The organism is Paenibacillus sp. USDA918EY, from assembly GCF_009870825.1.
Taxonomy (GTDB): domain Bacteria; phylum Bacillota; class Bacilli; order Paenibacillales; family Paenibacillaceae; genus Paenibacillus_AQ; species Paenibacillus_AQ albilobatus.
In genome coordinates, this window is the sequence record NZ_WTWY01000001.1 from 325563 (window position 1) to 346648 (window position 21086).

Genomic DNA, 21086 nt, shown 5'->3' on the forward strand with positions numbered 1-21086 from the left:
AAGCAGAAAATGGAAGATGTCCGTGGGGAAGAGACAGGGGGGGGAAGAGGGGGAATGTAAACAGAGAGTTAATAATAGAACTTCCGATACTCAGGATTCGAAATATCCGGATCGGCCTATTGCCAGAGTGCCCAAGCGATGCAAAGTTTCAATGATATCGATTTTTTAACTACCGTCCCCGGCCCGGATCGGCTATGATCAAATGAAACAAACCGCAGTTTTGCGTCGTCTTAATGGTTCCATCCCAAGAACGGGAAACATTTCAGGGAAAACGAAATCCGGCGGCGGGTCGTGGACAAAAAGACGGGGCGGACGATCAAAGAGGAATTGCTGGTACATAACTACTCGGAAGTCAAATACGAGATCCCCAACGGGAACGGTAGAAACGCCTGTTTCGCAAGGGTCGGTCTCCATGTAAACCATCAAGATCAAAAGGAGAGCGCAACATGGAAAAATCAATCGTTTGGAAACGCTTGGACGATACGGGCATGGAATATTGCACCCATACGCTGGGAGAACGGACGGAGATTGACGGGAAGGTGATTCGCTCGGAGCCGGGAGAACGTTCTTTCGTGGATTATCATGTCGTGTGCGATGTTTTGGGAAACACCCGGGAAGCCGTCATACGGTACGTCCGCCAGGAGAACGTTCAAACGATGCGGCTGCAAAAAGATGAGGCCAATCGTTGGACGCAGGACGGCATCCATTTGCCCGAATTCGACGGATTCACAGATATCGATATCGGCGCAACGCCTTCGACCAATTTGCTTCCGATCCGCAGAACGCGGCTTGAAATCGGAGAATCGCGCGAAATGACGGCGGTTTGGGTCCGGTTTCCGGAGTTTGACGTGATGCCGCTGAAGCAAATGTATACCCGCTTGGGAGAATGCGAATACGAATACCGCTCCATGAGCGGCTACACCGCACGGCTGCGGACCGATCAGGAAGGCATCATCCGCGAATACGAAGGGGAATGGATCGAGAAAAGCGGGTAGATCCGGACGGGAAGCCCGAATTTTTTCGCTTCACGCCTTAAGGGGATGTACCTGAAACGGAAGGGAATCGCGTAATTGGATTGAATTTTCCGCAGTGCGAATGCTAATCTCAATAAAAAGGCTATTTTATGCATGCCAGTGCAGCACAGTCGATTTAAAGAACAGAGAGGGGAAACCAAACATGATGATTCCATTGGGACAATTCGAGGTGACATCCGGCAGCATGGTCGTGTCCGATCCTTGTTACGACCTGAACCCGGACACGATTATTATGGGGGTGTTGGACCGTGCATTAAACGGCACCTGGGACGCCTTCGTCCATAAAGCCGAGGTGAGGGATTGGGGAGAGGCCTGCGCCAAGCTGGTCGCCTGCCACAGTGCGTTTACGGACAAGCAGGATCGGCTCGAATGGGTGAAATGTAATTTCATCGTCGGCGTAGACAGTGGACAGGCGGGCATATTTGATGCAAGCAAATACCGCATTCCCGATCCGGAAGCGCCGGAGCAGGATACGACCGACAGCGAATGGTATCTTGCCTGCTGCGATATAACGGAAAGCGAAACAGAGGCCGGCGTGCTGGACGGAGGCGTAGTCTCGCATTCCGGCTTTGGAGACGGGGGATACGCGGCGTACGCAGCCGCCGATGGCGAAGGGCGTATTATAGGAGTGAAAATCGTATTTATTAAAGAAGCCGACCTGTAGGGGAAACGGGCCATTTCGCCGGGGGCGTCCTCATCTCAGGCCTGCGAAAGGAGAACCGGTTCCCATGAATGAAAAAAGTACCTATAGCTCCGTCGATGAGTACATTTCGACATTTACGCCCGAAATTCAGGAAAAGCTGCAAACGATCAGACGGGTCGTTAGAGAGGCTGCGCCGGCCGCGAAGGAAAAGATCAGCTACCAACATCGTGGTCGGCAGCCATGTCCGGCATGTTGAATTCGAATAAAGCGCGGCCAAGAAATGCAATAACAACGCGTAGATCATGAAATGAAACGGGGAGACAAACCGTTTTATTTTCAAGAAAAAAGCAAAAAAAGCTGGAAACGTCCGCTTCTTAAAGGTATGATATAGGAAATTCTTATATATCCTATGAATATACTGTGAATTATGTTGATGGAGACTCTTGCGATGAACAAGAAGAACATAAAGAAGCTGGTCATTCCGCTTTTGCTGCTGATCATTTTGCTGGTGCCTTTCGGGTTCAGTTACGTTTCGTTCCAGTCCAAGCATGTCGACAATCAGGGAGCGGAGGAGTTTGTCCGCAAGCTGCAGGCAGCTATGGACGGCCGCACGGCTTTTAAACTATCGGAGTTGACCCCGGTGGCATGGGATCACGTATACATTTTTCATCCCTATACGACGAAAAGCGAGATGGAACGGATCATCGGAACTTCGTGGACCACAAGCCGCTCTTACGTCGGGTATTTGCTCGACAACACGTTCCTTGGGGCTTATCCGCTGGATGACGATTCGCTGAACAAGCTCGTGTTCATGGATGACGGAAAGGTCGTCTTGGATGTGACGCTAAACCGTTCCATGGCCGATTTCACCGCTTTCAAAGAGATTCGGGGCGACAAGGAGCTTCTGCTCACATCCGGCGAAGACGGCGCGAACGTCGTCGTATCGAAGCCGTGATCGAATGCCGTTTTCTCCGCTGGCCGGATGAAGAATGTGCTAGAATAGGAGATACATTCGATCATGCAAACGAACCGGAGGAAACAAAGATGACACAGACGACATCCGCGCCCGCGGTCGAGGTGGCTTTATACACGATGTGCCTCGTCCAGGACGGAGACAAAGTATTGCTGCTGAACCGCCCCAGCAAACGCGGCTTTCCGGGCTACATCGGCCCCGGAGGCAAAGTGGAATTTCCCGAAAGCCTGACGGAAGGCGCCATCCGCGAAGTGAGGGAGGAGACGGGACTGATCGTCAAGGACCTGGTCTATAAAGGACTGGACGAATTCGTCGATCCTTCCACGAACTACCGATATATGGTTTTCAACTATTTGGCGACTTCGTTCGAAGGGGAACTGCTGGAAAATCCGCCGGAAGGCGAATTGCTGTGGGTTCCGATTCAAGAGGCGACCTCCCTGCCGATGCAGGACTGGTTTAAGCGGCGTTTTCCGCTTTTTTTCGAGGAAGGCACGTTCGAAATTTATGAAGTCTATGACATGGATAACAAAAAAACCTTGAAGGAAAGCGTGAAAAAGCTCTAAAAAAGTGACAACTTTGTGTTTGTTTTCATATACTTTTTACACGATTTTACGGCTACTCTCACATGATTGGTAAGTAGTATAAAGACATACCCAATCGAGAGGAGTTAAACGACATGAACAACACATGGTCCAAAAAATTGCTGATTTCCGGAATGACTTCCGTCCTGCTGCTTGCCGGCGCGGGTACAGCGGCGTTTGCCGATGCCGCCAAGCCTGCCGCCGCGAGTGCGAAAACGACTGCCGCAGCGGAGAAGAAAGCAGAGACTAAAACGGTAAAACCTGCGTCCAAAACGACTGAACAAGCGTCTGCCAAAACCGGCAAACAAACGTCCGCTTCGGCTACTGCAGCAAAAACGGCGCCAAAAACCAAAAAAGCTCCCGCCGCAAGCAAATCCGTAAAAAAGGCCAAAACGGCAAAACACGCGAAAACAACGAAAAAAGCCGTTAAAGCCGTCCATAGCAAACATACTGCGAAAAAACATCATGCCAAAACGCATCATGTAAAAGCGCATCATGCTAAAACACATACGACGGCCGCAAAAAAGGTCGTTAAAAAACCGGCAGCCAAAAAGAGCAAATAAACGGCACTGGGAAAGGCGGGAGACGACAGTCTACCCGTCTTTTTTTGTGAAAATCTGTTGACGCGGGTTGCCTTTTTCGGAAAAACAGGCCGATAGACGATTTCCGATCAAGGAGAGTACAATAGTAGCATCAGACGGGAGGGAAACGGGATGGCGCATATATTTGTCGTCGATGACGATGCCAATATCCTGCAATTGATTACGGAATATTTGCGGAAGGACGGGTTTACCGTTTCGGCTTTTCCCGACGGGAGCAGTCTGGTGGAAAACGTACGGTCTGAAAAACCGGATTGCCTCATCTTGGATATTATGATGCCCGGCGTCAATGGGCTTGCCTTGCTGACATCGATCCGAACTTTTACGGAAATGCCCATCATCATGATTTCGGCCCGCGGCGAGGAAATGGACCGGATCATCGGTTTGGAGCTCGGCTGCAACGATTTTTTGCGTAAGCCGTTCCATCCGAGGGAACTGATCGCCCGCGTGAAAGGTATGCTGCGTCTTGTTCAGACTTACCGCTTGACGGGGGAAACCGAATCGGGAAAAGGGATTGTGATCGGCAACATGACGCTGAACGAGGAATTCAGGCTGGTTACCGTCGGAGATCAGGAGGTGTCTTTCACTTCCCGGGAGTATGAGCTGCTTGTTTTTTTAGCCAAACATGTGGAGCGGCCCTTCAGTAGAGAGCAGCTGATCCAGCAGGTATGGAAATACGATTTTATGGGCGAGCCCCGGGTCGTAGACGATCTGGTGAAAAGACTCCGTAAAAAGTTGAACGAAGCCGGCGCATCCCTGCAGATCGAAACGTTGTGGGGATTTGGATACAAAGCGGCGGTCCGGGGATGATGCAGACGATTCGGGGCAGAATTTTCACTTCCCTCATCATTGTCATGGTGTTTTCGGTCCTGACGACCGTTTTTCTGTTTAACCGCCTGATCGACGGGATGCTGATGGACCAAGCGCGGAACCAATTGCGGCTGCAGATGACCAAAGCGATCGACATCATTGAAGGCGGCGACGTGGGGGACCTGAGCACGGAGGATTTGGAGCTTCGATTCCGGGACCGGATGTTTTACGCCGATTTTTTCGTCTTGAATCCTTCGGACCAAATCATCGCCGCCGGGGACGGCGGCATGGAAGGTCAGTTCATTCATATTTCGATGAGTCCGCGAGATCATTTTTTCACGCTTCATGGACAAAAAATGATGTATACCCACCAAAAGCTGGAGAAAGGCCTCCGCATCGTCGTGTACACCCCCATGGACATTCTTAAGCAGATTTCGGGGCGGGTGCTGCGCGTTTCGCTTTTGGCGATCTGCATCAGCTTCGGCGTCATTTTCATCGTCGGCCTGTGGTTTGTCTGGAAAACGACGCGGCCCTTGCAGCAACTTAAGGAAGCGGTCAGCAAATATCATCCGAGCTACCGGGGCCTAGGCATTCCTCAAGGGGACACGTCGGAGATCGGGCAGCTTATGGATACATTTTCCAATATGTCCGGGCGCATTCAATGGCATCATCAGCAGCAAATCGAATTTTTGCAAAACGTATCCCATGAGCTTCGGACCCCGTTAATGTCCATCCAGGGATACGCGTCCGCCGTGAAGGATCAAGTCGTGTCCGTTGAGCATGGCTTAAGCGTAGTGACGGCCGAGTCGGAGCGCCTCATTCGGATGGTGGACCGGCTGCTGCAGCTGACGAGAATGGAAACGGTACAGGAGGAATGGAAACTGACGGAGGTTGACTTACAGGAGATGATGGAGCAAGTTCATCAGCTGATCGCTCCCGCAGCGGCGGACCGGGGCGTAGCTGTTCTCGTCAAGACGGTCCCGCTTGAAATGGCTATTCCTGCGGAGCAAATTTTTCAGGTCGCCATGAATTTCACACAAAATGCGGTGCGGTATGCTTCAAACGAAGTGAGATTAGAGCTTACGGCGATTGCGGGAGGATTCAGGATCCGCGTGGACGATGACGGCCCTGGCGTCTCCGAACATGAACGAATGTCGGTATTTGACAGGTTTTATACGGGAAAGGCGGGTGTTACAGGCATCGGGCTGGCTATTTGCAAGCAGACGGCGGACAGGCTCGGGGCGACGATCGGCTGCGAGGGATCGGATTTGGGCGGGGCCCGATTTTGGTTTGAATACAGGCAGGAAAGGCCATAATTTTTTGGACGAGTCTTCGGATGTTTTTCCCTATGATTCTACGTAGAAAAGCCTCGCCTTGAATCACGGTGAATCGGTACACGCGGCGGTTTTCTCAAATCTGCCTCTCTAGCATGAAATGCGCAGATGGCTATAACAAATGCTAGATTCACTTCATAACATATATCAATTCTACGTGGAGGAGTTGAAAATATGTTTGAAGATCTTTTAGGAGATTTAACCCGAGATGACTGCACTCCGGGCGAAGGCTCAAGAGGAGACCTTACTCGCGGCGACCGTACCGGCGGATCGCATGGTAACCGTACCGGCGGCTCTCGCGGCGACCGTACGCATGGCACTCGCGGCCACCGTACCGGCGGCACTCGCGGCGACCGTACGCATGGCACTCGCGGCGACCGTACCGGCGGATCGCGCGGCGACCGTACGCCCGGCGCTCGAGGCGGCCGTACCGGTGGATCGCGCGGCGACCGTACACCTGGCGCTCGAGGCGGCCGTACCGGTGGATCGCGCGGCGACCGTACGCCTGGCGCTCGAGGCGGCCGTACGGGTGGATCGCGCGGCGGCCGTACCGGCGGTGCTCGCGGAGGTCGTACAGGTGGGGCCCGTAGCGGCCGTACCGGCGGATCTCGTGGCCGTACCGGCGGCTCCCGTGGTCGTTAAAATGAAAGCAGCGCCGCCGTTTCCATAGACTCGGGGTTCAAGCAGATCCCCGGATTTTTGATAACGAAAGCGTTGCATGAACTGCCGAATCATTCCGAATCGGCAGTTTTCTTTTTCAGGATTTTGCAAAATTCGATTCCTGCCGCTCCAGGGTACAAAATATAGACGAATCAAACCGTTTCGATATATATATTGCTGATTTGGAAGTCGCTTTTTGGGTTTTTGCCAAATCCTCTTTTAACAAAGCAAGCGAAAACCCTTGATTTTCCGTCCCCCGCAAACTATATTCGAACATAATATCTTTCAAATCCCTATGGAAAGGAAGGCGGAAACATGAAATCATGGATCATCCGGGAGGCTGAGCCCAAGGACATTCCCGGGCTGGCAAAGGTTCACTTGAACAGCTGGCTCACGACTTACCGCGGGATCGTGTCCGATAGCTATCTGGACAGCCTGAAGCTTGAAACGCGAATGGAACTGTGGACGCGGGTGTTAGACCCGGCCAATGAGTCGGTTACTTTCGTTCTGGAAGCCCCGACCGGCGAAGTGGCCGGATTCATTAACGGGGGAAGCAGCCGGGAAAAGGAACTGAACATTGAAGCAGAGGTTTATTCGCTGTATCTGCTGCAGGAAGCGCAAGGACGGGGATCCGGCCGCGAGCTGATGAATCGTTTGATCGGGTATTTTCGTGAACAAGGGTATCGTTCCATGCTGGTTTGGGTGCTGGAAGAAAATCCGGCCGTCGGGTTTTACAAAAAAATGGGCGGCGAGTTTCTGATGAGGGATCGTTTGCAAATCGGCGGTGAAGAGGTGCAGAATCTATGCTTTCAATGGAAAGATCTGGATTCTATTGGATAATATAAATCGCGCTATGACTCTTTACATAAGTAAGAAGGCGCAAGGCCATAAACTACTGAAAAACAAATAGCGGTCGAGCATGGCCATCAAAGATTTACCACGTGAAATATGGAATTTTATAAAAAATTTTACTTTAAATACTAAAATAATGGTTGAAGATGGCACAAAATGGGATTAGAATAAAAGCACATCGGTAATCGATCTGGTTACAGGAGAAAAGGACAACTTTACGGCTGTCCTTTTTGCAGGCATAAAAATGAAAGCGCATTAACTTTCGTTTCTCATCCTAACGCAGTGCCAAAAGCTCATCCGCGAAAGGAGGTGAACCAGCGTTTCGGCTTCAGGCGAGCGCGTCAATTCCGGCTGCATGTCCAAATTTTCATGGCTTGGGGAGCGGAAATTGAACCGAAAGAAGGATGAGTGATGGCAAAAAAAACATGGGTAAAAGGCATGTTTGCCGTTTTGTTCAGCCTGTTGCTTGCGATTGGCTGGTGGGGACCGGGTGCGGGACAAGCGGATGCCGCCGCCCCCTCTTACAAGGTTGTCGGGTATTTCACGAACTGGGGCATTTACGACGCCAACTATCAGGTAGAACAGATCGACGCGACGAAACTCACCCACCTGAATTACGCATTTGCGGACCTTTGCTGGAACGGCAAACACGGCAACCCGTCAAATGATCCCGGAAATCCGAACAAAGCGACCTGGAACTGCAAGGATGCCGGCGTTCCGACCCAAACGGGAAACGTCCCGAACGGAGCCATCGTGCTTGGCGATCCGTGGGCGGACGTCAACAACAACGACGGCGTGCCTTTGGAATGGGAAGACTGCGAAAAAGGGAAATGCGGCAACTTTTACAAGCTCAACAAGCTGAAACAGTCGAACCCGAACTTGAAAACGCTGTTATCTGTCGGCGGATGGACCTGGTCCAATCATTTTTCGGATGTGGCGGCCGATCCTGCTGCCCGCACCAATTTCGCGAATTCGGCGGTCAATGTGATCCGGACTTACGGTTTCGACGGGATCGACATCGACTGGGAATATCCCGTAGAGGACGGATTGCCGGATAACAGCCAGCGACCGGAGGACAAGCATAACTTCACGCTGCTGCTGCAGGAAACGCGCAATAAGCTGAACGCCGCGGGAGCGCAGGACGGGCGCAGCTATTTGCTGACGATCGCAGGGCGGGCCAATCCTTCTTACGCGACGACGACCGAGCTTGGCGCCATCGCGGGCATTCTGGATTGGATCAACATCATGACCTACGACTTCCACGGCGACTGGGAACAAACCACGAACCACAACGCAAACCTCTTTTCCGACCCGAACGATCCGGATACCGTCAATAAATTCAGCGCAGATTCGGCCATAAACGCTTATTTGAATGCGGGAGTGCCTGCTTCCAAAATCGTGATGGGCATTCCGTTTTACGGCCGGGGATGGAAAAACTGCGCGCCCGGACCCCGCGGCGACGGACTTTATCAAGCCTGCACTCCGGATTTTAACGGCAGCGTCGTTCCAAACGGAACGTGGGACAACTACGAGTCCGGACCTACGGGAATGTTTGATTACGGCGATCTGGCAGCGAATTACGTGAACAAAAACGGCTTTGCCCGTTATTGGAGCCAGACCGGCCAAGTACCTTATCTGTACAATCCTTCCTCCAAGATTTTTATCAGCTACGAAGACCCGCAGTCAATCACCGCAAAAGCGGCCTATATCAAAAACCGTTCTCTGGGCGGCGCGATGATTTGGGATCTCAGCGAAGACTGCCGGACCAGCCCCAAATTCGCCTGCACAGGCACGAAACTTCTGAATCAACTCGCCTCGGACCTGCAATCGGACCCGGCTCCGCCGGATACAACCGCGCCAACCGCTCCAACGCATTTGACTTCTCCATCGCAAACGGCCAACACCGTCACGCTGACATGGGATCCATCCTACGACCAGGTCGGCGTTGCCGGTTATGACGTATACCGGGACCAAACCCTGTTAACCCGCGTACCCGGCACGACTTATACCGTTGCGGGCCTCAAGCCGCAAACCTCCTATACATTTACGGTAAAAGCCGTCGATGCCGCCGGGAACGTGTCGGATCCCAGCGCTCCGCTTACCGTATCCACGCTTGCCTTGGGAACGGATACCGAAGCCCCTACAGCCCCCGCCAATCTATCGGTAACGGCACATACGGACACCACCGTGACGCTGAAGTGGAATCCGTCGACGGATAACGTTGCCGTCACCGGATATGACATTTTCCAAGGGGACGCGCTTGCCGGTACAGTGGACGGGACAACGACCGGCTATACGGTTACCGGGCTTAAGCCGCAAACGGCTTATACTTTTTCAGTGAAAGCAAAAGATGCCGCCGGGAACGTTTCTCCCGCGAGCAATGCGGTCACCGTAACGACCGATGCTTCCGGGCCGGCAACCACTCCGGCATGGGCCCCAAATACGGCTTATGCCGTCGGCGCCGAGGTCAGCTACGGCGGAGCGGTCTATCAATGCCGGCTTGCGCATACCTCGCTTCCGGGATGGGAGCCGCCGAACGTGCCTGCTTTATGGTTGAAAAAATAACGCCAAACCATTTTGATGTGATGAAAGAGAGGCGTCGCCATGAACAAGAAGAAGGAATTCCGCGGGGTGCTGCTTGTGCTGCTGAGCCTGCTTATTTGGCTGCTGCCTTTGGCTCCGGGCCAGGCTGTCGCTGCGGCCGCAGGCAGCGATGCCGGCGCCGCGGCGGCGGGCAGCGGATACAAAATCGTAGGGTATTTTCCTTCATGGGGAATTTACGGAAGAAGCTACAACGTCACCGACATCGACGCATCGAAGGTTACGCATATCAATTACGCGTTCGCGGACATTTGCTGGGATGGAAAACACGGCAATCCTTCCACCGACCCCGGCAATCCGAATAAGCAAACCTGGCCCTGCCAGGTCACCGGAATTCCCCTTCAGCAGGGCAATGTGCCTAACGGCAGCATCGTGCTAGGAGACCCGGATGCGGATGCCCTCCGGCCGACGCCGGGCGGACCGACGACCGGATGCTGGGCCGACGCCGCTTGCGGCAATTTTGGCGCCCTTCGCAATTTGAAAGCGGCCAATCCGCACCTGAAAACGATATTATCCGTCGGCGGCTGGACCTGGTCGAATCGGTTTTCGGATACGGCGGCGTCGGATACGACGCGCAAAAACTTCGCCAAATCCGCGGTCGATGCGCTTCGGGCCTACGGCTTTGACGGCGTCGATCTCGACTGGGAATATCCGAACGTGGAAGCGATTCCCGGGAACAGCCATCGTCCCGAAGACAAGCAAAACTACACCCTGCTGCTGCAGGAGGTCCGCAATCAGCTGGACGCGGCAGGAGCGCAGGACGGCAAGCGTTATCTGCTGACCATCGCCTCCGGCGCGAGCCAGACGTTCGTCGACAATACGGAGCTGGCCAAAATCGCGCAAATCGTCGATTGGATCAACATCATGACGTACGATCTACACGGCGGTTCATGGGAAGGCACGACAAGCCATAACACCGGACTGTACGGCGATCCGAACGACCCCTACCTGGCAAGCAACTTTTTTGTCGATGGGGCCATCCAAGCGTATCAAAAAGCCGGAGTCCCCATGAACAAGCTGGTGCTTGGCCTCGAATTCATGGCGCGCAGCTGGAAAAACTGCCCCCCGGGACCCAATAACGACGGCCAGTTCCAAACCTGCACGCCGGATCAAGGCGCAGTTTACAAATGGTCTCCGGTCGGAACGTGGGACGATTCCACTTCAGGCAACACCGGCGTTTTCGATTACGGGGACATCGCGGCCAACTATGTGAACAAAAACGGATACACCCGCTTTTGGAACAACGCGGCCAAAGTGCCTTATCTGTACAATCCGAGCACCAAAATCTTCATCTCTTACGATGACACCGAATCGTTGGGATACAAAACCGACTATATCAAAAGCAAATATTTGGGCGGGGCAATGTTCTGGGAGTTCAGCTCCGACTGCCGGACCAGCCCGAAATACCGGTGCACCGGTCCAAAGCTGCTGGATAAAGTGTATAACGACCTGAATACGGGAACGTCTCCGGTAGACAACATCGCACCGACGGCTCCATCCAATCTGGCGTCCTCGGCTGTTGGCGACAAAAAGGTTACGCTTAGCTGGACGGCCTCCACGGATAACGTGGGCGTCATGTTTTACGATATTTATCAAGACGGCAAGCTGGCGCAAACCGTCGACGGCGCAACGACGTCGGCCGTGATCAAAGGGCTGGCCGGAAGCACGGCCTATACCTTTACGGTCAAAGCGAGGGATGCCGCGGGCAACGCTTCTCCCGCGAGCAGTCCGCTAACCGTGACGACCGCGCCGCCGGTCATCGATCATGAGCCGCCGACGGCTCCGGCCAATCTGGTCGCCGCAGCCAAGACCAAAACAAGCGTCACGCTGAAGTGGGACGCTGCGACGGACAATGACGATATTGCGGGGTACGACATCTATCAAAACGGCACGCTTTCCAAACAGACCGCCAACTTGACGGAAACGCTGTCGGGCTTGACGGCAGGCACAACCTACAGCTTCTTCGTCAAAGCGAGGGATCTATCGGGGAATGAATCCGCGGCGAGCAACACCATCAGCGTCACAACGCCAACGGACCCGAACTACCCGGCTTGGCAGGCGAATACGGCCTATTCTGTGGGCAGCTTCGTAACGTATAACGGCAACCTGTATAAATGCACGTATGCCCATACCTCGATCGTTGGCTGGGAACCGCCTTCCGCTCCGACATTGTGGCAGCTGCAGTCCGCTCCTCCCCAGGACACCCAGGCGCCGACGGCTCCATCCAATCTGAAAATATCGGGTCAAACATCCAATTCGGTCACCTTGACCTGGACGGCCTCCACGGATAACATCGGGGTAACCGGATACGATGTGTACCAAGGAAATTCGCTTGCGGGAAGCGCGACGTCTACGACGTATACGGTATCGGGATTGTCTCCTTCGACGTCTTATACGTTTACCGTCAAAGCGAAGGATGCGGCAGGCAACGTTTCGGACGCAAGCAATGCCGTTACGGTCAAGCTTGGCGCTGCCGATACGGTGCCGCCCACCGCTCCGGGAAACCTGTCCGTAACGGCGAAAACATCCACTTCGGTCACCTTGACCTGGACGGCTTCGATGGATAATGTAGGCGTTGCGGGCTATGATGTTTACCAGGGGAATGCGCCGGCGGCGTCGGTTGACGGCTCCACGCTAACGGCCGTCATAAACGCTCTAACGCCGAATACCGCTTATACCTTTACGGTGAAAGCCAAAGATGCCGCAGGCAACGTGTCGGCAGCCAGCAATGCACTGACGGTCACGACGGACCCCGATGCTTCGGCTCCGGCAGCCTGGGCTGCCGGCAAAGCGTACGTCAAGGACGATCTGGTGACTTACAATGGAAAAACATATAAATGCCTGCAGCCCCACACCTCTTTGGCAGGCTGGGAGCCGCCGAACGTGCCGGCTTTATGGGCTTTGCAAGGTTAGAGCAAGGCCGACTGCCGACGTTTTTTCCGTTAGAAAGGTTTGACTTGGCAAAAAAGCGAACAGCCGGTCCGATCGGGATCTTTTCCGTCGGACCGGCTTTCCGGCATTCCATGGCTCGTGGGAAAAGATGCAAGCCAAAAAACGCCGGAACACCAATGCTTTTATTCGAAAAAGGCATTATACTGTATGTAAATTCCGTATTTTGATTGAAAGTCGCGAAAGGAGCAAGCTTTGGCTTTGGAGGAATCATTGCGCGAAGAACGCGAAATTATGAAGGTTTGCCTGCTGGCCGGGCAGATTATGCTGGAAAGCGGGGCGGAAACGTACCGGGTGGAGGATACGATGATGCGGATCGCCTCGTCTTACGGGATCGACCATACGCACAGCTATATGACGCCGACCGGCATCATTTTCTCGCTGGAGGATCCGCAGCCGATGACCCGGCTGAACCGGATCACGGAGCGGACGACCAACTTGTATAAAATCGACCGGGTGAACACCCTCTCCCGCAAAATCAGCCAAGGGGGCATGTCCATCGCCGATGCCTACCGTGAATTGCAGGAAATCGACCGGACGCGCGCCATTTACCCGGTATGGCTGAACGTGCTCATGGCGGCCGTGGCCAGCGGATGTTTCCTGATCATGTTCCGCGGCACCTGGCTGGACTTCATTCCGGCGATGCTTGCGGGCGGGATCGGCTACTACTGCTCGGTTCTGCTGCACCGGTTTATCCCGGTCAAGTTTTTTGCGGAGTTTTCGGGGGCGCTCATGATCGGGTTATGCGCGATTCTGTTCGTGAAATACGGGTTCGGGCAAGCCCGCGACACGATCATCATCAGCTCCGTGATGCCGCTCGTTCCCGGCCTTTTGATCACGAACGCGATTCGGGATTTGATGGCGGGCCACCTCGTTTCAGGCTTGTCCAAAGGAGCGGAAGCCTTCATTACGTCCTTCGCTATCGGGGCGGGAATCGCGTTTATGCTGTCTTTGCAGTAGGAGGTCAAGATGTATTATATCGAACAAATCGTTACGAGCTTCATCGCATCCGCCGCATTCGGCATGATCTTCAACGCCCCGAAAAAAACGCTCTGGCAGTGCGGGCTCGCGGGCATGGTGGGCTGGGTGCTATACATATGGCTGCAGGATATCGGCGTCCAAAAGCTTGCGGCTACGGTCGTTGCCGCATACTGCGTTACGATGATCAGCTATTTTTTCGCCAAAATGTACCGCAAACCGATCATCGTGTTCAGCGTGTCCGGGATCATTCCGCTCGTTCCGGGCGGTTTGGCTTATGACGCGATGCGCAACGCGGTGGAAAACCATTACGACCAGGCGGTGCAATCCGGCGCGGTGGCGTTTATGATGTCCGGAGCAATCGCGCTGGGACTGCTGCTGTCCGAGGTAACCAACCAATTGATCCGGAAAATTCGCGCTGCCAAGACGCCTTGAGCCGAGATGCCGGGTTCATGGCTGCATTGAAGCCGGACCATCGTAGTTCTGGAGGGGAGGACTTGCAAATGATCGATGTAAAGACGATTGTGCTGGCCCCGGACTCGTTCAAGGAAAGCATGACGGCCAAACAGGTGTGCGAAGCGATGGAGCGGGGCATCCGGCGCGCCAACCCGGAAATTCGCTGCCTGCATGCGCCCATGGCCGACGGCGGGGAAGGAACGGCGCAATCGATCGTCGACGCGACCGGCGGCAGGTTGTACCCCCTTCGGGTGAAGGGACCGCTAGGAAGCGAGGTGCAGGCTTGTTACGGAATTACCGGCGACGGAAAGACGGCCGTGCTGGAAATGGCGAGCGCCAGCGGCATCGGCCTCGTTCCCGAAACGGAGCGGAATCCGCTGCTGACGACGACCTACGGCACGGGACAGCTCATTAAAGCCGCTTTGGATCATGGGATACATCGCCTGCTGATCGGAATCGGCGGCAGCGCTACGAATGACGGCGGCGCAGGGATGCTTCAGGCGCTGGGCGGCAAGCTGCTGGACGAAAGCGGGCATGAGCTGGGGCCCGGCGGAGGCGCGCTGCACAAATTGAGCCGAATCGACTTTGGCGGACTTGATCCGAGAATCCGGCAGGTCAAGGTCGAAGCGGCTTGCGATGTGACAAATCCGCTGTGCGGGCCGGAAGGGGCATCGCATGTCTTTGGGCCGCAAAAAGGAGCCACCCCGGATATGGCGGCCGTTCTGGATGCGAATTTGCGGCATTTTGCCGATGTCATCCGCCGCCAGCTTGGCATCGACATCGCCGACGTTCCCGGAGCGGGAGCTGCCGGCGGTTTGGGCGCCGGGATCATGGTGTTTTTGAACGGGACGTTACACAAGGGGATGGAACTTGTCGCACGAATGACGGGACTGGAGGAAAAAATAAAACGGGCGGACATGGTCTGGACGGGCGAGGGGAGCATCGACGCCCAAACCCGGTTCGGCAAAACGCCCTACGGCGTAGCCCGGGCGGCCAAGAAACATCGAAAGCCCGTCATTGCGTTTGCCGGAAGGATCGGCGACGGCATTGACGAGCTTTACGAACAAGGAATCGACGCGGTATTCGGCATTCTGCCCGGCGCCTGCGACCTGCAGGATGCGCTTCGGCAGGGGGAGGCCAACATGGAGCGTGCCGCGGAAAATGCGATGCGGCTGTTGATGCTCCGGAGATGACGGTTGCTTGGACGGATTGATCACGGCGCGCGTTTTGGTGCGGGTACATAAAAAGGCGGAGGCAAGATGTAACGAACTTGCTTCCGCCTTTTGCAGTTATCGGGTGAACGAAACAAAAGGGTGACCGAACCGTTATTTGACGCCGATTCTCATTCTGTAGCTGAACAGCACCTCAAGCGTGCGCTCCAGAAAATACTCCTTCACCAACGCCTTGAAACGCTTTATTTCCTCTTCCAGATCGGTGAATCCAAGCTTGAGACAGGTTTGAAGGCCCCCCTGGGAAAGCGCTAGACCGATGTACCGTTCGCTGTCGCAGGTTTCTTCGTTGTGGAATACGATTTCCCGCGCGTATCGGAAGTGGCCGCTTTCCTTGATGCGGGCCAGATGCGATTCCTTGTCCCCTTTGACGGCTTGATCCTTTTCGCTTTGACGTTCCTTCAGCAGCTGGTCGGCATGATCCAGAAGATCGACGTACGCTTTTTCCGCCTCCCAGGAAGCGGTCTGCGGCCAGTCGCAGTCGTATGCCGCAAAGATGCCGCCCGGCTTCAAAACCCTTGCAGCTTCGGCAAGCGTGCTGACAGGGTCCATCCAATGAAAGGATTGGGAGCAGGTGATCAGATCCGCTGCGCCGTCCGGAAACTCCAGTTTGTTCGAGTAGCCGCTCATAAACCGGATGCTGCCTGCGGCAGGGTCTTCGGCCTGCAGCAAGCGCAGCTTTTCTTCGGCTTTGCTGCGCATGTCGTCGTTCGGTTCGATCCCGACGACCGTTACCGCGTCGCTTTTCCAAACGAAAGTGGACAGTCCGGTGCCGCAGCCAACGTCCAGAACGAGCCGGGGCTTGCGCTGCAAATATCCCGTTAATATCCGGATGACTTCGCTGGGGGCGCCGGGCCGATATCGGTCATACAAATCCTTGTAACCGGAGAAACGGTCGACGTTGCTTTGGCGGTTGCCTTCGGGAATGTGGCTCATGCGCCGCGCCGCTCAAATCGTTGAACGATTTCCACGATCACTTGAACCGCCTTCAGCATGTTGTCCACCGAAATATATTCGAATTTGCCGTGGTAGTTTTCGCCGCCCGTAAAGATGTTTGGCGTCGGCAGTCCCATGTAGGAGAGCTGGGAACCGTCGGTGCCGCCGCGGATCGGTTTGACGATCGGTTTGATGCCCAGGCTTTCCATCGCATCATACGCGATGTCCACGATTTCTTTGACGGGTTCGATTTTTTCCTTCATGTTATAGTACTGGTCGCGCATGTCGAGCACGATCCGTTCTTCCCCGTATTTGGCCTGCAGTTCTTTGACGATCCGCTTCAGGTTTTCCTTTTTGTTTTCGAATTCCGTCCGGTCGAAGTCGCGGATGATGTACTCCATTTTCGTGCGTTCGGTATCCCCGTTTTGGCTCAGCAGGTGGTAGAAGCCCTCATACCCCTCCGTATGTTCCGGGGCTTGTTCGGCCGGAAGTTTGCCGTTCAGCTCCATGGCGATTTTGATCGAGTTGACCATTTTGTTTTTGGCCGTGCCGGGATGCACGTTGGTGCCGTTGATCGTGATGCTCGCTTTGGCCGCGTTGAAGCTTTCGTATTCGAGCTCCCCGAGCGGTCCGCCGTCCATCGTATACGCGAAGTCCGCGTTAAACGCTTTGACGTCGAATTTTTGCGGGCCTCTGCCGATTTCCTCGTCAGGCGTAAACGCCACCCGGATTTTTCCGTGCTTGATTTCGGGATGCTGGATCAGATAGGCCATGGCGGTCATAATTTCGGCGATGCCTGCTTTGTCGTCCGCCCCGAGCAAGGTGGTTCCGTCCGTCGTGATCAACGTATGGCCTTTATAGCCGGACAGCTCCGGAAACTGTTTTGGAGAGAGCACGACGTTCAGCCCGGAATTCAGGACGATGTCGCCGCCGTCGTAGTTTTCGATCGTTTGCGGGTTCACGCCGGCTCCCGTGAAATCGGTAGCGGTATCCACATGGGCCAAAAATCCGATCGTCGGCACGTCGCGGTCGCTGTTGGAAGGCAGCGTAGCCATGACATAGCCGTTGTCGTCCATGGTCACCTCCTGCATGCCGATGTTTTTCAGTTCGTCGACGAGCATGCGGGCAAGGTTCAGCTGACCCGGCGTGGAAGGGCAGGTCGGGCTGTCCTCGTTCGATTGCGTTTCAACTTTGGCGTAGGAAATAAAGCGTTCCATGATTTCCTGTTTCACAATTGTCAGCTCCTTTTCTATTGTAGAGGACGCCCGGAGGCTCCCCCGTCGATAAAAGCTCGGTATGTATTTGTGTCTCCTTTCTATGATATCACGGACGGGCTATAAAATCACAGGGAGCGGAAATGCTCGGAAAGATTCGGATGTAAAAGTTAAAGGTAACTACGGCAGTGCGGAACGCGTTAAGGATATGGGTGCTTTTTAAGAACGCGACAGGAGGGAGTTCGGATGAACAGACGAGGAGCAGGCGTCGCATTCCTTGCGATCGGCGCATTTTTGTTTGCGGTAAGATATGTGACGGACGCGATGTTGTTGACGCAAAACGGAGGTATGGGATCATACGATTTTCGCATGGCGCTTTATGAGTCGGGTGTTTTTTTGCTGCTGTTAAGCATCCTCTTTTTTATATTGGGGGTGGTTTATTTCATTCTCGGGGATTTCCCGGCCGCGGTTCAGCGTTATAAGGAAAAAGCAAAAGAGAACTGGGCGGAGCGCCAAGAAGCGAACAGGGTATGGGATGAGAGCCTGAATTCCGATTCGGATCAGGACGAAAAACCTTCGACATAGCCCGAGGTCGGCGTTCGCCCGCCGATTCGCGCTTCTCAATGTTTCGGGTTTGAATTACAATGCATGTATCGTTTCAAAAAAAGGTGTGGCATGGGATCACATTTGGCGCAAACGGAGAGGAAGAGTCGGATGAAAGAAAAGGAGCGGATGGTGGCCGCCGAGCGAACTGCCGAGCTTTATGCTTTGGAATCGGGCAGGGTGCTGAAGCTTTTTCGCAATGGATTGCCGAGAACGATGGCGGAAGAAGAGTTTCGGATCGCGCAGAACGTGTTCCGGTCAGGGCTGCATGTACCGGAGCCGTTCGAGTTTCTTGAAAGGGAAGGACGCGTGGGCGTCGTCTACGAAAAGGCGGAGGGACACACGATGCTTGCGGCGATTTTTCAAAATCCCGGAATCGTCGAAACCGAAGCCCGGCGGATGGCTCGCATCCACGCGGAAATACATGGGCGGAAGGCGGAGGGACTGCCGCGATTGAAAGCGGCTTTGGAACGCCGGATTTCGGATGCCCCGCTCCTGTCGGCCGAGGAGAAGGCCGGGATCGTCCTAAAGCTGGAAGAGCTGGAAGACGGGGGCTCGTTATGTCATGGAGATTTTCATCCGGACAATGTCATTCTCGGGCAAAAGGAATGGGTCATCGATTGGATGACGGCTACGGCCGGCAGTCCCGCCGCGGATGTCGCAAGAACGCTGCTGATGCTGGAGCACGGCGCGCTGCCGGATGAATTGCCTCCTTCGGCCATCGAGTTCTTTACCGGCATCCGGCAGGAGTTAGCCGCGGCGTATATGAACGAATATACTAGGCTGACCCGGATTCCCCGCGAAGAGATCGTAAAGTGGATGGTTCCGGTCGCTTCGGCGCGCTTAACCGAATGGATTCCGGATTCTGAAAAAGAGAAGCTGCTGGAGCTGATCCGAAAGCAGTAAAATCCTTTGAGTCCGCAAAAAAATGAAAATGCCTGTTGACTCTCACGTTACGTGATTCTTTATAGTGAAAAAGGAAAGGGGAGAACATCCATGATGGTGAAAGAAGTCGCCGAGCTGGCGGGGATCAGCGTGCGCACCCTTCATCACTATGACGAAATCGGCCTGCTGCATCCGAGCCAAACCACGGAAGCCGGTTACCGGATATATACCGATGAAGATTTGGCGAAGCTTCAGCAAATTTTGTATTTCCGGGAGCTCGGGTTCCCGTTGAAGCAAATCCGCCAGATCGTAAGCAGCACGGATTTCGACCGGATGGAGGCGATGGAGCTTCACCACAAGCTTCTGCTGGAAAAGCGAATAAGGCTGGAGCGGATGATCGAAACCTTGGAGAAAACGATGAAACACGAAAAAGGAGAGATCAACATGTCGAATCAGGAAAAATTTGCGGGCTTTGATTTCAGCAGCAATCCGTATGAGCAGGAAGCGCGAGAGCGCTGGGGCGATCAAGCGGTGGACGAATCCAACGCCAAACTCGGCAGCTTGTCCAAAAGCGAGCAAACGAAGCTGGAAGAAGAAATGAACGCCATCTACCGGAAGCTGGCGGCTTTGCGGCAATTGTCCCCGGAATCGGATGAGGCCCAGGAGGCGATCGGCGAATGGTACCGGTTCCTGAACCGGTTGGGCAGCTATTCGCTGGAGGCGTTCAAAGGACTCGGCCAAATGTACGTGGACGATGAACGATTTACGCGGAACATCGACAAGTTTGGCGAGGGGCTTGCCGTTTTTATGAGGGATGCCATGGCCGAATATGCGGATCGCCGAAACTAGCGTTACCCAAAAAAAGCAAAAAACCGGAGCCTGCTCCGGTTTTTTGCTTGCTAAAACCCATTGTGCACCAGGTAAACGTCCGCTGCTTCTTCCTTCTTTTGACATCAAACGGTCGCGCTGCTTTATAATAAATCCGGAGGTGTTTATAATGGAGAAATTTCAGCATATCCTTTGCTCCGTAGAGGAGCTTGAGCAGCTTGCGGGCAAACCCCGGGAACTCGTCAACCAAAAAGTCATCCCCTCGCTTGATCATCACTGCCGGCATTTCATATCGTTGTCTCCGCTCGTTTTTGTCGCCACCAGCGGCGCGGACGGCACATGCGACTGTTCTCCGCGCGGCGATGCCCCAGGTTTTGCATACATACTCGACGATCATCATTTGATCCTGCCGGAACGCCCCGGCAACCGGAGATACGACTCGCTCCGCAACCTTTTGGAAAATCCGCGCATCGGCCTCATTTTCGTCATTCCGGGATTGGAGGAAACGCTGCGCATCAACGGCAAAGCCAGCATCATCCGCGACCCGGATTTGATGGAGCGCATGGCCGTGCAAGGAAAAATTCCCGCCGTTGGCATCGCGGTCGAGGTGGAGGAGTGCTACATCCACTGCGCGAAAGCGTTCAAAAGATCTAGGCTGTGGCAGCCTGAACATTGGCCCGAGGCAGCGTCCCTTCCCGATCCGGCGGCGATCATCGCCACGCATGCGGGGAAATTGCGCCTGACTGTGGACGAAGTGCGGGCGTCGCTCGCCGAAAGCTATGAAAAACGGCTTTATTAATCGATGTTAACGCTATTTAATGAGATTAACTATCGCTTTACCCTGCAATAATATCCAGCTAACACAACCTTCATACAATGGATTTGCATGGTCAAATACCTTTGTGAAGGAGATGTAAGCTG

General features: G+C 54.3%; 21 protein-coding genes. 19 read left to right on the forward strand and 2 right to left on the reverse strand.

The annotated features are described in order from the left end of the window. The first annotated feature begins 446 nt into the window (after window positions 1-446). From GQY55_RS01665 to GQY55_RS01740, 15 genes are all read left to right on the forward strand, one after another. Window positions 447-995: a putative glycolipid-binding domain-containing protein gene (locus GQY55_RS01665; RefSeq protein WP_160037578.1), complete on the forward strand. Its 549-nt coding sequence runs from the start codon at window positions 447-449 to the stop codon at window positions 993-995. 181 nt (window positions 996-1176) lie between these two features. Further along, complete coding sequence (locus tag GQY55_RS01670; protein ID WP_160037579.1) at window positions 1177-1698, forward strand: DUF4241 domain-containing protein; 522 nt, start codon at window positions 1177-1179, stop codon at window positions 1696-1698. 64 nt (window positions 1699-1762) lie between these two features. Next, window positions 1763-1933, forward strand: coding sequence for a hypothetical protein (locus tag GQY55_RS01675; RefSeq protein WP_160037580.1), 171 nt, complete (start codon window positions 1763-1765; stop codon window positions 1931-1933). A 192-nt stretch (window positions 1934-2125) separates the two neighbouring features. Continuing rightward, on the forward strand, window positions 2126-2632 hold the full coding sequence (locus tag GQY55_RS01680; RefSeq protein ID WP_160037581.1) for a hypothetical protein: 507 nt from the start codon (window positions 2126-2128) through the stop codon (window positions 2630-2632). A gap of 89 nt (window positions 2633-2721) precedes the next feature. After that, on the forward strand, window positions 2722-3213 hold the full coding sequence (locus tag GQY55_RS01685) for an 8-oxo-dGTP diphosphatase (RefSeq protein WP_160037582.1): 492 nt from the start codon (window positions 2722-2724) through the stop codon (window positions 3211-3213). Between the two features lie 113 nt (window positions 3214-3326). Next, window positions 3327-3794, forward strand: coding sequence for a histone H1 protein (locus tag GQY55_RS01690; protein WP_160037583.1), 468 nt, complete (start codon window positions 3327-3329; stop codon window positions 3792-3794). A 150-nt stretch (window positions 3795-3944) separates the two neighbouring features. Continuing rightward, window positions 3945-4640 carry a response regulator transcription factor gene (locus tag GQY55_RS01695; protein WP_160037584.1) on the forward strand — a complete coding sequence of 232 codons (696 nt, stop codon included), beginning with the start codon at window positions 3945-3947 and terminating at the stop codon, window positions 4638-4640. After that, a complete protein-coding gene (locus GQY55_RS01700) occupies window positions 4604-5956 on the forward strand; it encodes a sensor histidine kinase (protein WP_236575339.1) in 1353 nt (450 codons plus the stop codon). The genes GQY55_RS01695 and GQY55_RS01700 overlap by 37 nt, the downstream gene beginning before the upstream one ends. A 547-nt stretch (window positions 5957-6503) precedes the next feature. After that, window positions 6504-6644, forward strand: coding sequence for a hypothetical protein (locus GQY55_RS01705; protein WP_160037586.1), 141 nt, complete (start codon window positions 6504-6506; stop codon window positions 6642-6644). A 305-nt stretch (window positions 6645-6949) separates the two neighbouring features. Further along, window positions 6950-7474, forward strand: a complete 525-nt coding sequence (locus GQY55_RS01710) for a GNAT family N-acetyltransferase (protein WP_160037587.1) — start codon at window positions 6950-6952, stop codon at window positions 7472-7474. A gap of 423 nt (window positions 7475-7897) precedes the next feature. Then, the gene (locus GQY55_RS01715; RefSeq protein WP_160037588.1) at window positions 7898-10051 is read left to right on the forward strand and encodes a glycosyl hydrolase family 18 protein; all 2154 of its coding nucleotides are present in this window, start codon (window positions 7898-7900) and stop codon (window positions 10049-10051) included. 39 nt (window positions 10052-10090) lie between these two features. Then, the gene (locus GQY55_RS30965) at window positions 10091-13000 is read left to right on the forward strand and encodes a glycosyl hydrolase family 18 protein (protein ID WP_201452068.1); all 2910 of its coding nucleotides are present in this window, start codon (window positions 10091-10093) and stop codon (window positions 12998-13000) included. 237 nt (window positions 13001-13237) lie between these two features. Beyond that, window positions 13238-13996, forward strand: a complete 759-nt coding sequence (locus tag GQY55_RS01730; RefSeq protein WP_373309119.1) for a threonine/serine exporter family protein — start codon at window positions 13238-13240, stop codon at window positions 13994-13996. A 9-nt stretch (window positions 13997-14005) separates the two neighbouring features. Beyond that, window positions 14006-14449, forward strand: a complete 444-nt coding sequence (locus tag GQY55_RS01735) for a threonine/serine exporter family protein (RefSeq protein ID WP_160037589.1) — start codon at window positions 14006-14008, stop codon at window positions 14447-14449. A gap of 68 nt (window positions 14450-14517) precedes the next feature. Then, window positions 14518-15663, forward strand: a complete 1146-nt coding sequence (locus GQY55_RS01740) for a glycerate kinase (RefSeq protein WP_160037590.1) — start codon at window positions 14518-14520, stop codon at window positions 15661-15663. A 132-nt stretch (window positions 15664-15795) separates the two neighbouring features. Here GQY55_RS01740 and GQY55_RS01745 read toward each other — a convergent pair whose 3' ends face one another. Further along, window positions 15796-16635: a class I SAM-dependent methyltransferase gene (locus GQY55_RS01745; RefSeq protein WP_160037591.1), complete on the reverse strand. Its 840-nt coding sequence runs from the start codon at window positions 16633-16635 to the stop codon at window positions 15796-15798. Further along, a complete protein-coding gene (gene pepT / locus GQY55_RS01750; RefSeq protein ID WP_160037592.1) occupies window positions 16632-17867 on the reverse strand; it encodes a peptidase T in 1236 nt (411 codons plus the stop codon). Before pepT ends, GQY55_RS01745 begins: the two co-directional genes overlap by 4 nt. A gap of 228 nt (window positions 17868-18095) precedes the next feature. Between pepT and GQY55_RS01755 the strand changes: the two genes are divergently transcribed. The 4 genes from GQY55_RS01755 (at window position 18096) to GQY55_RS01770 (ending at window position 20964) form a co-directional block, all read left to right on the forward strand. Further along, complete coding sequence (locus GQY55_RS01755; protein WP_160037593.1) at window positions 18096-18434, forward strand: hypothetical protein; 339 nt, start codon at window positions 18096-18098, stop codon at window positions 18432-18434. Between the two features lie 129 nt (window positions 18435-18563). Then, a complete protein-coding gene (locus GQY55_RS01760; protein WP_160037594.1) occupies window positions 18564-19358 on the forward strand; it encodes a phosphotransferase family protein in 795 nt (264 codons plus the stop codon). Window positions 19359-19448: 90 nt separating this feature from the next. Beyond that, on the forward strand, window positions 19449-20186 hold the full coding sequence (locus tag GQY55_RS01765) for a MerR family transcriptional regulator (protein ID WP_160037595.1): 738 nt from the start codon (window positions 19449-19451) through the stop codon (window positions 20184-20186). 148 nt (window positions 20187-20334) lie between these two features. Further along, window positions 20335-20964, forward strand: a complete 630-nt coding sequence (locus GQY55_RS01770; RefSeq protein WP_160037596.1) for a pyridoxamine 5'-phosphate oxidase family protein — start codon at window positions 20335-20337, stop codon at window positions 20962-20964. Window positions 20965-21086 lie beyond the last annotated feature (122 nt).

Coding starts and splice junctions, on each gene's coding strand:
- GQY55_RS01665 (WP_160037578.1), top strand. CDS start 447: ATGGAAAAATCAATCGTTTGGAAACGCTTGGACGATACGGGCATGGAA.
- GQY55_RS01670 (WP_160037579.1), top strand. CDS start 1,177: ATGATGATTCCATTGGGACAATTCGAGGTGACATCCGGCAGCATGGTC.
- GQY55_RS01675 (WP_160037580.1), top strand. CDS start 1,763: ATGAATGAAAAAAGTACCTATAGCTCCGTCGATGAGTACATTTCGACA.
- GQY55_RS01680 (WP_160037581.1), top strand. CDS start 2,126: ATGAACAAGAAGAACATAAAGAAGCTGGTCATTCCGCTTTTGCTGCTG.
- GQY55_RS01685 (WP_160037582.1), top strand. CDS start 2,722: ATGACACAGACGACATCCGCGCCCGCGGTCGAGGTGGCTTTATACACG.
- GQY55_RS01690 (WP_160037583.1), top strand. CDS start 3,327: ATGAACAACACATGGTCCAAAAAATTGCTGATTTCCGGAATGACTTCC.
- GQY55_RS01695 (WP_160037584.1), top strand. CDS start 3,945: ATGGCGCATATATTTGTCGTCGATGACGATGCCAATATCCTGCAATTG.
- GQY55_RS01710 (WP_160037587.1), top strand. CDS start 6,950: ATGAAATCATGGATCATCCGGGAGGCTGAGCCCAAGGACATTCCCGGG.
- GQY55_RS01715 (WP_160037588.1), top strand. CDS start 7,898: ATGGCAAAAAAAACATGGGTAAAAGGCATGTTTGCCGTTTTGTTCAGC.
- GQY55_RS30965 (WP_201452068.1), top strand. CDS start 10,091: ATGAACAAGAAGAAGGAATTCCGCGGGGTGCTGCTTGTGCTGCTGAGC.
- GQY55_RS01735 (WP_160037589.1), top strand. CDS start 14,006: ATGTATTATATCGAACAAATCGTTACGAGCTTCATCGCATCCGCCGCA.
- GQY55_RS01740 (WP_160037590.1), top strand. CDS start 14,518: ATGATCGATGTAAAGACGATTGTGCTGGCCCCGGACTCGTTCAAGGAA.
- GQY55_RS01745 (WP_160037591.1), bottom strand. CDS start 16,635: ATGAGCCACATTCCCGAAGGCAACCGCCAAAGCAACGTCGACCGTTTC.
- GQY55_RS01755 (WP_160037593.1), top strand. CDS start 18,096: ATGAACAGACGAGGAGCAGGCGTCGCATTCCTTGCGATCGGCGCATTT.
- GQY55_RS01760 (WP_160037594.1), top strand. CDS start 18,564: ATGAAAGAAAAGGAGCGGATGGTGGCCGCCGAGCGAACTGCCGAGCTT.
- GQY55_RS01765 (WP_160037595.1), top strand. CDS start 19,449: ATGATGGTGAAAGAAGTCGCCGAGCTGGCGGGGATCAGCGTGCGCACC.
- GQY55_RS01770 (WP_160037596.1), top strand. CDS start 20,335: ATGGAGAAATTTCAGCATATCCTTTGCTCCGTAGAGGAGCTTGAGCAG.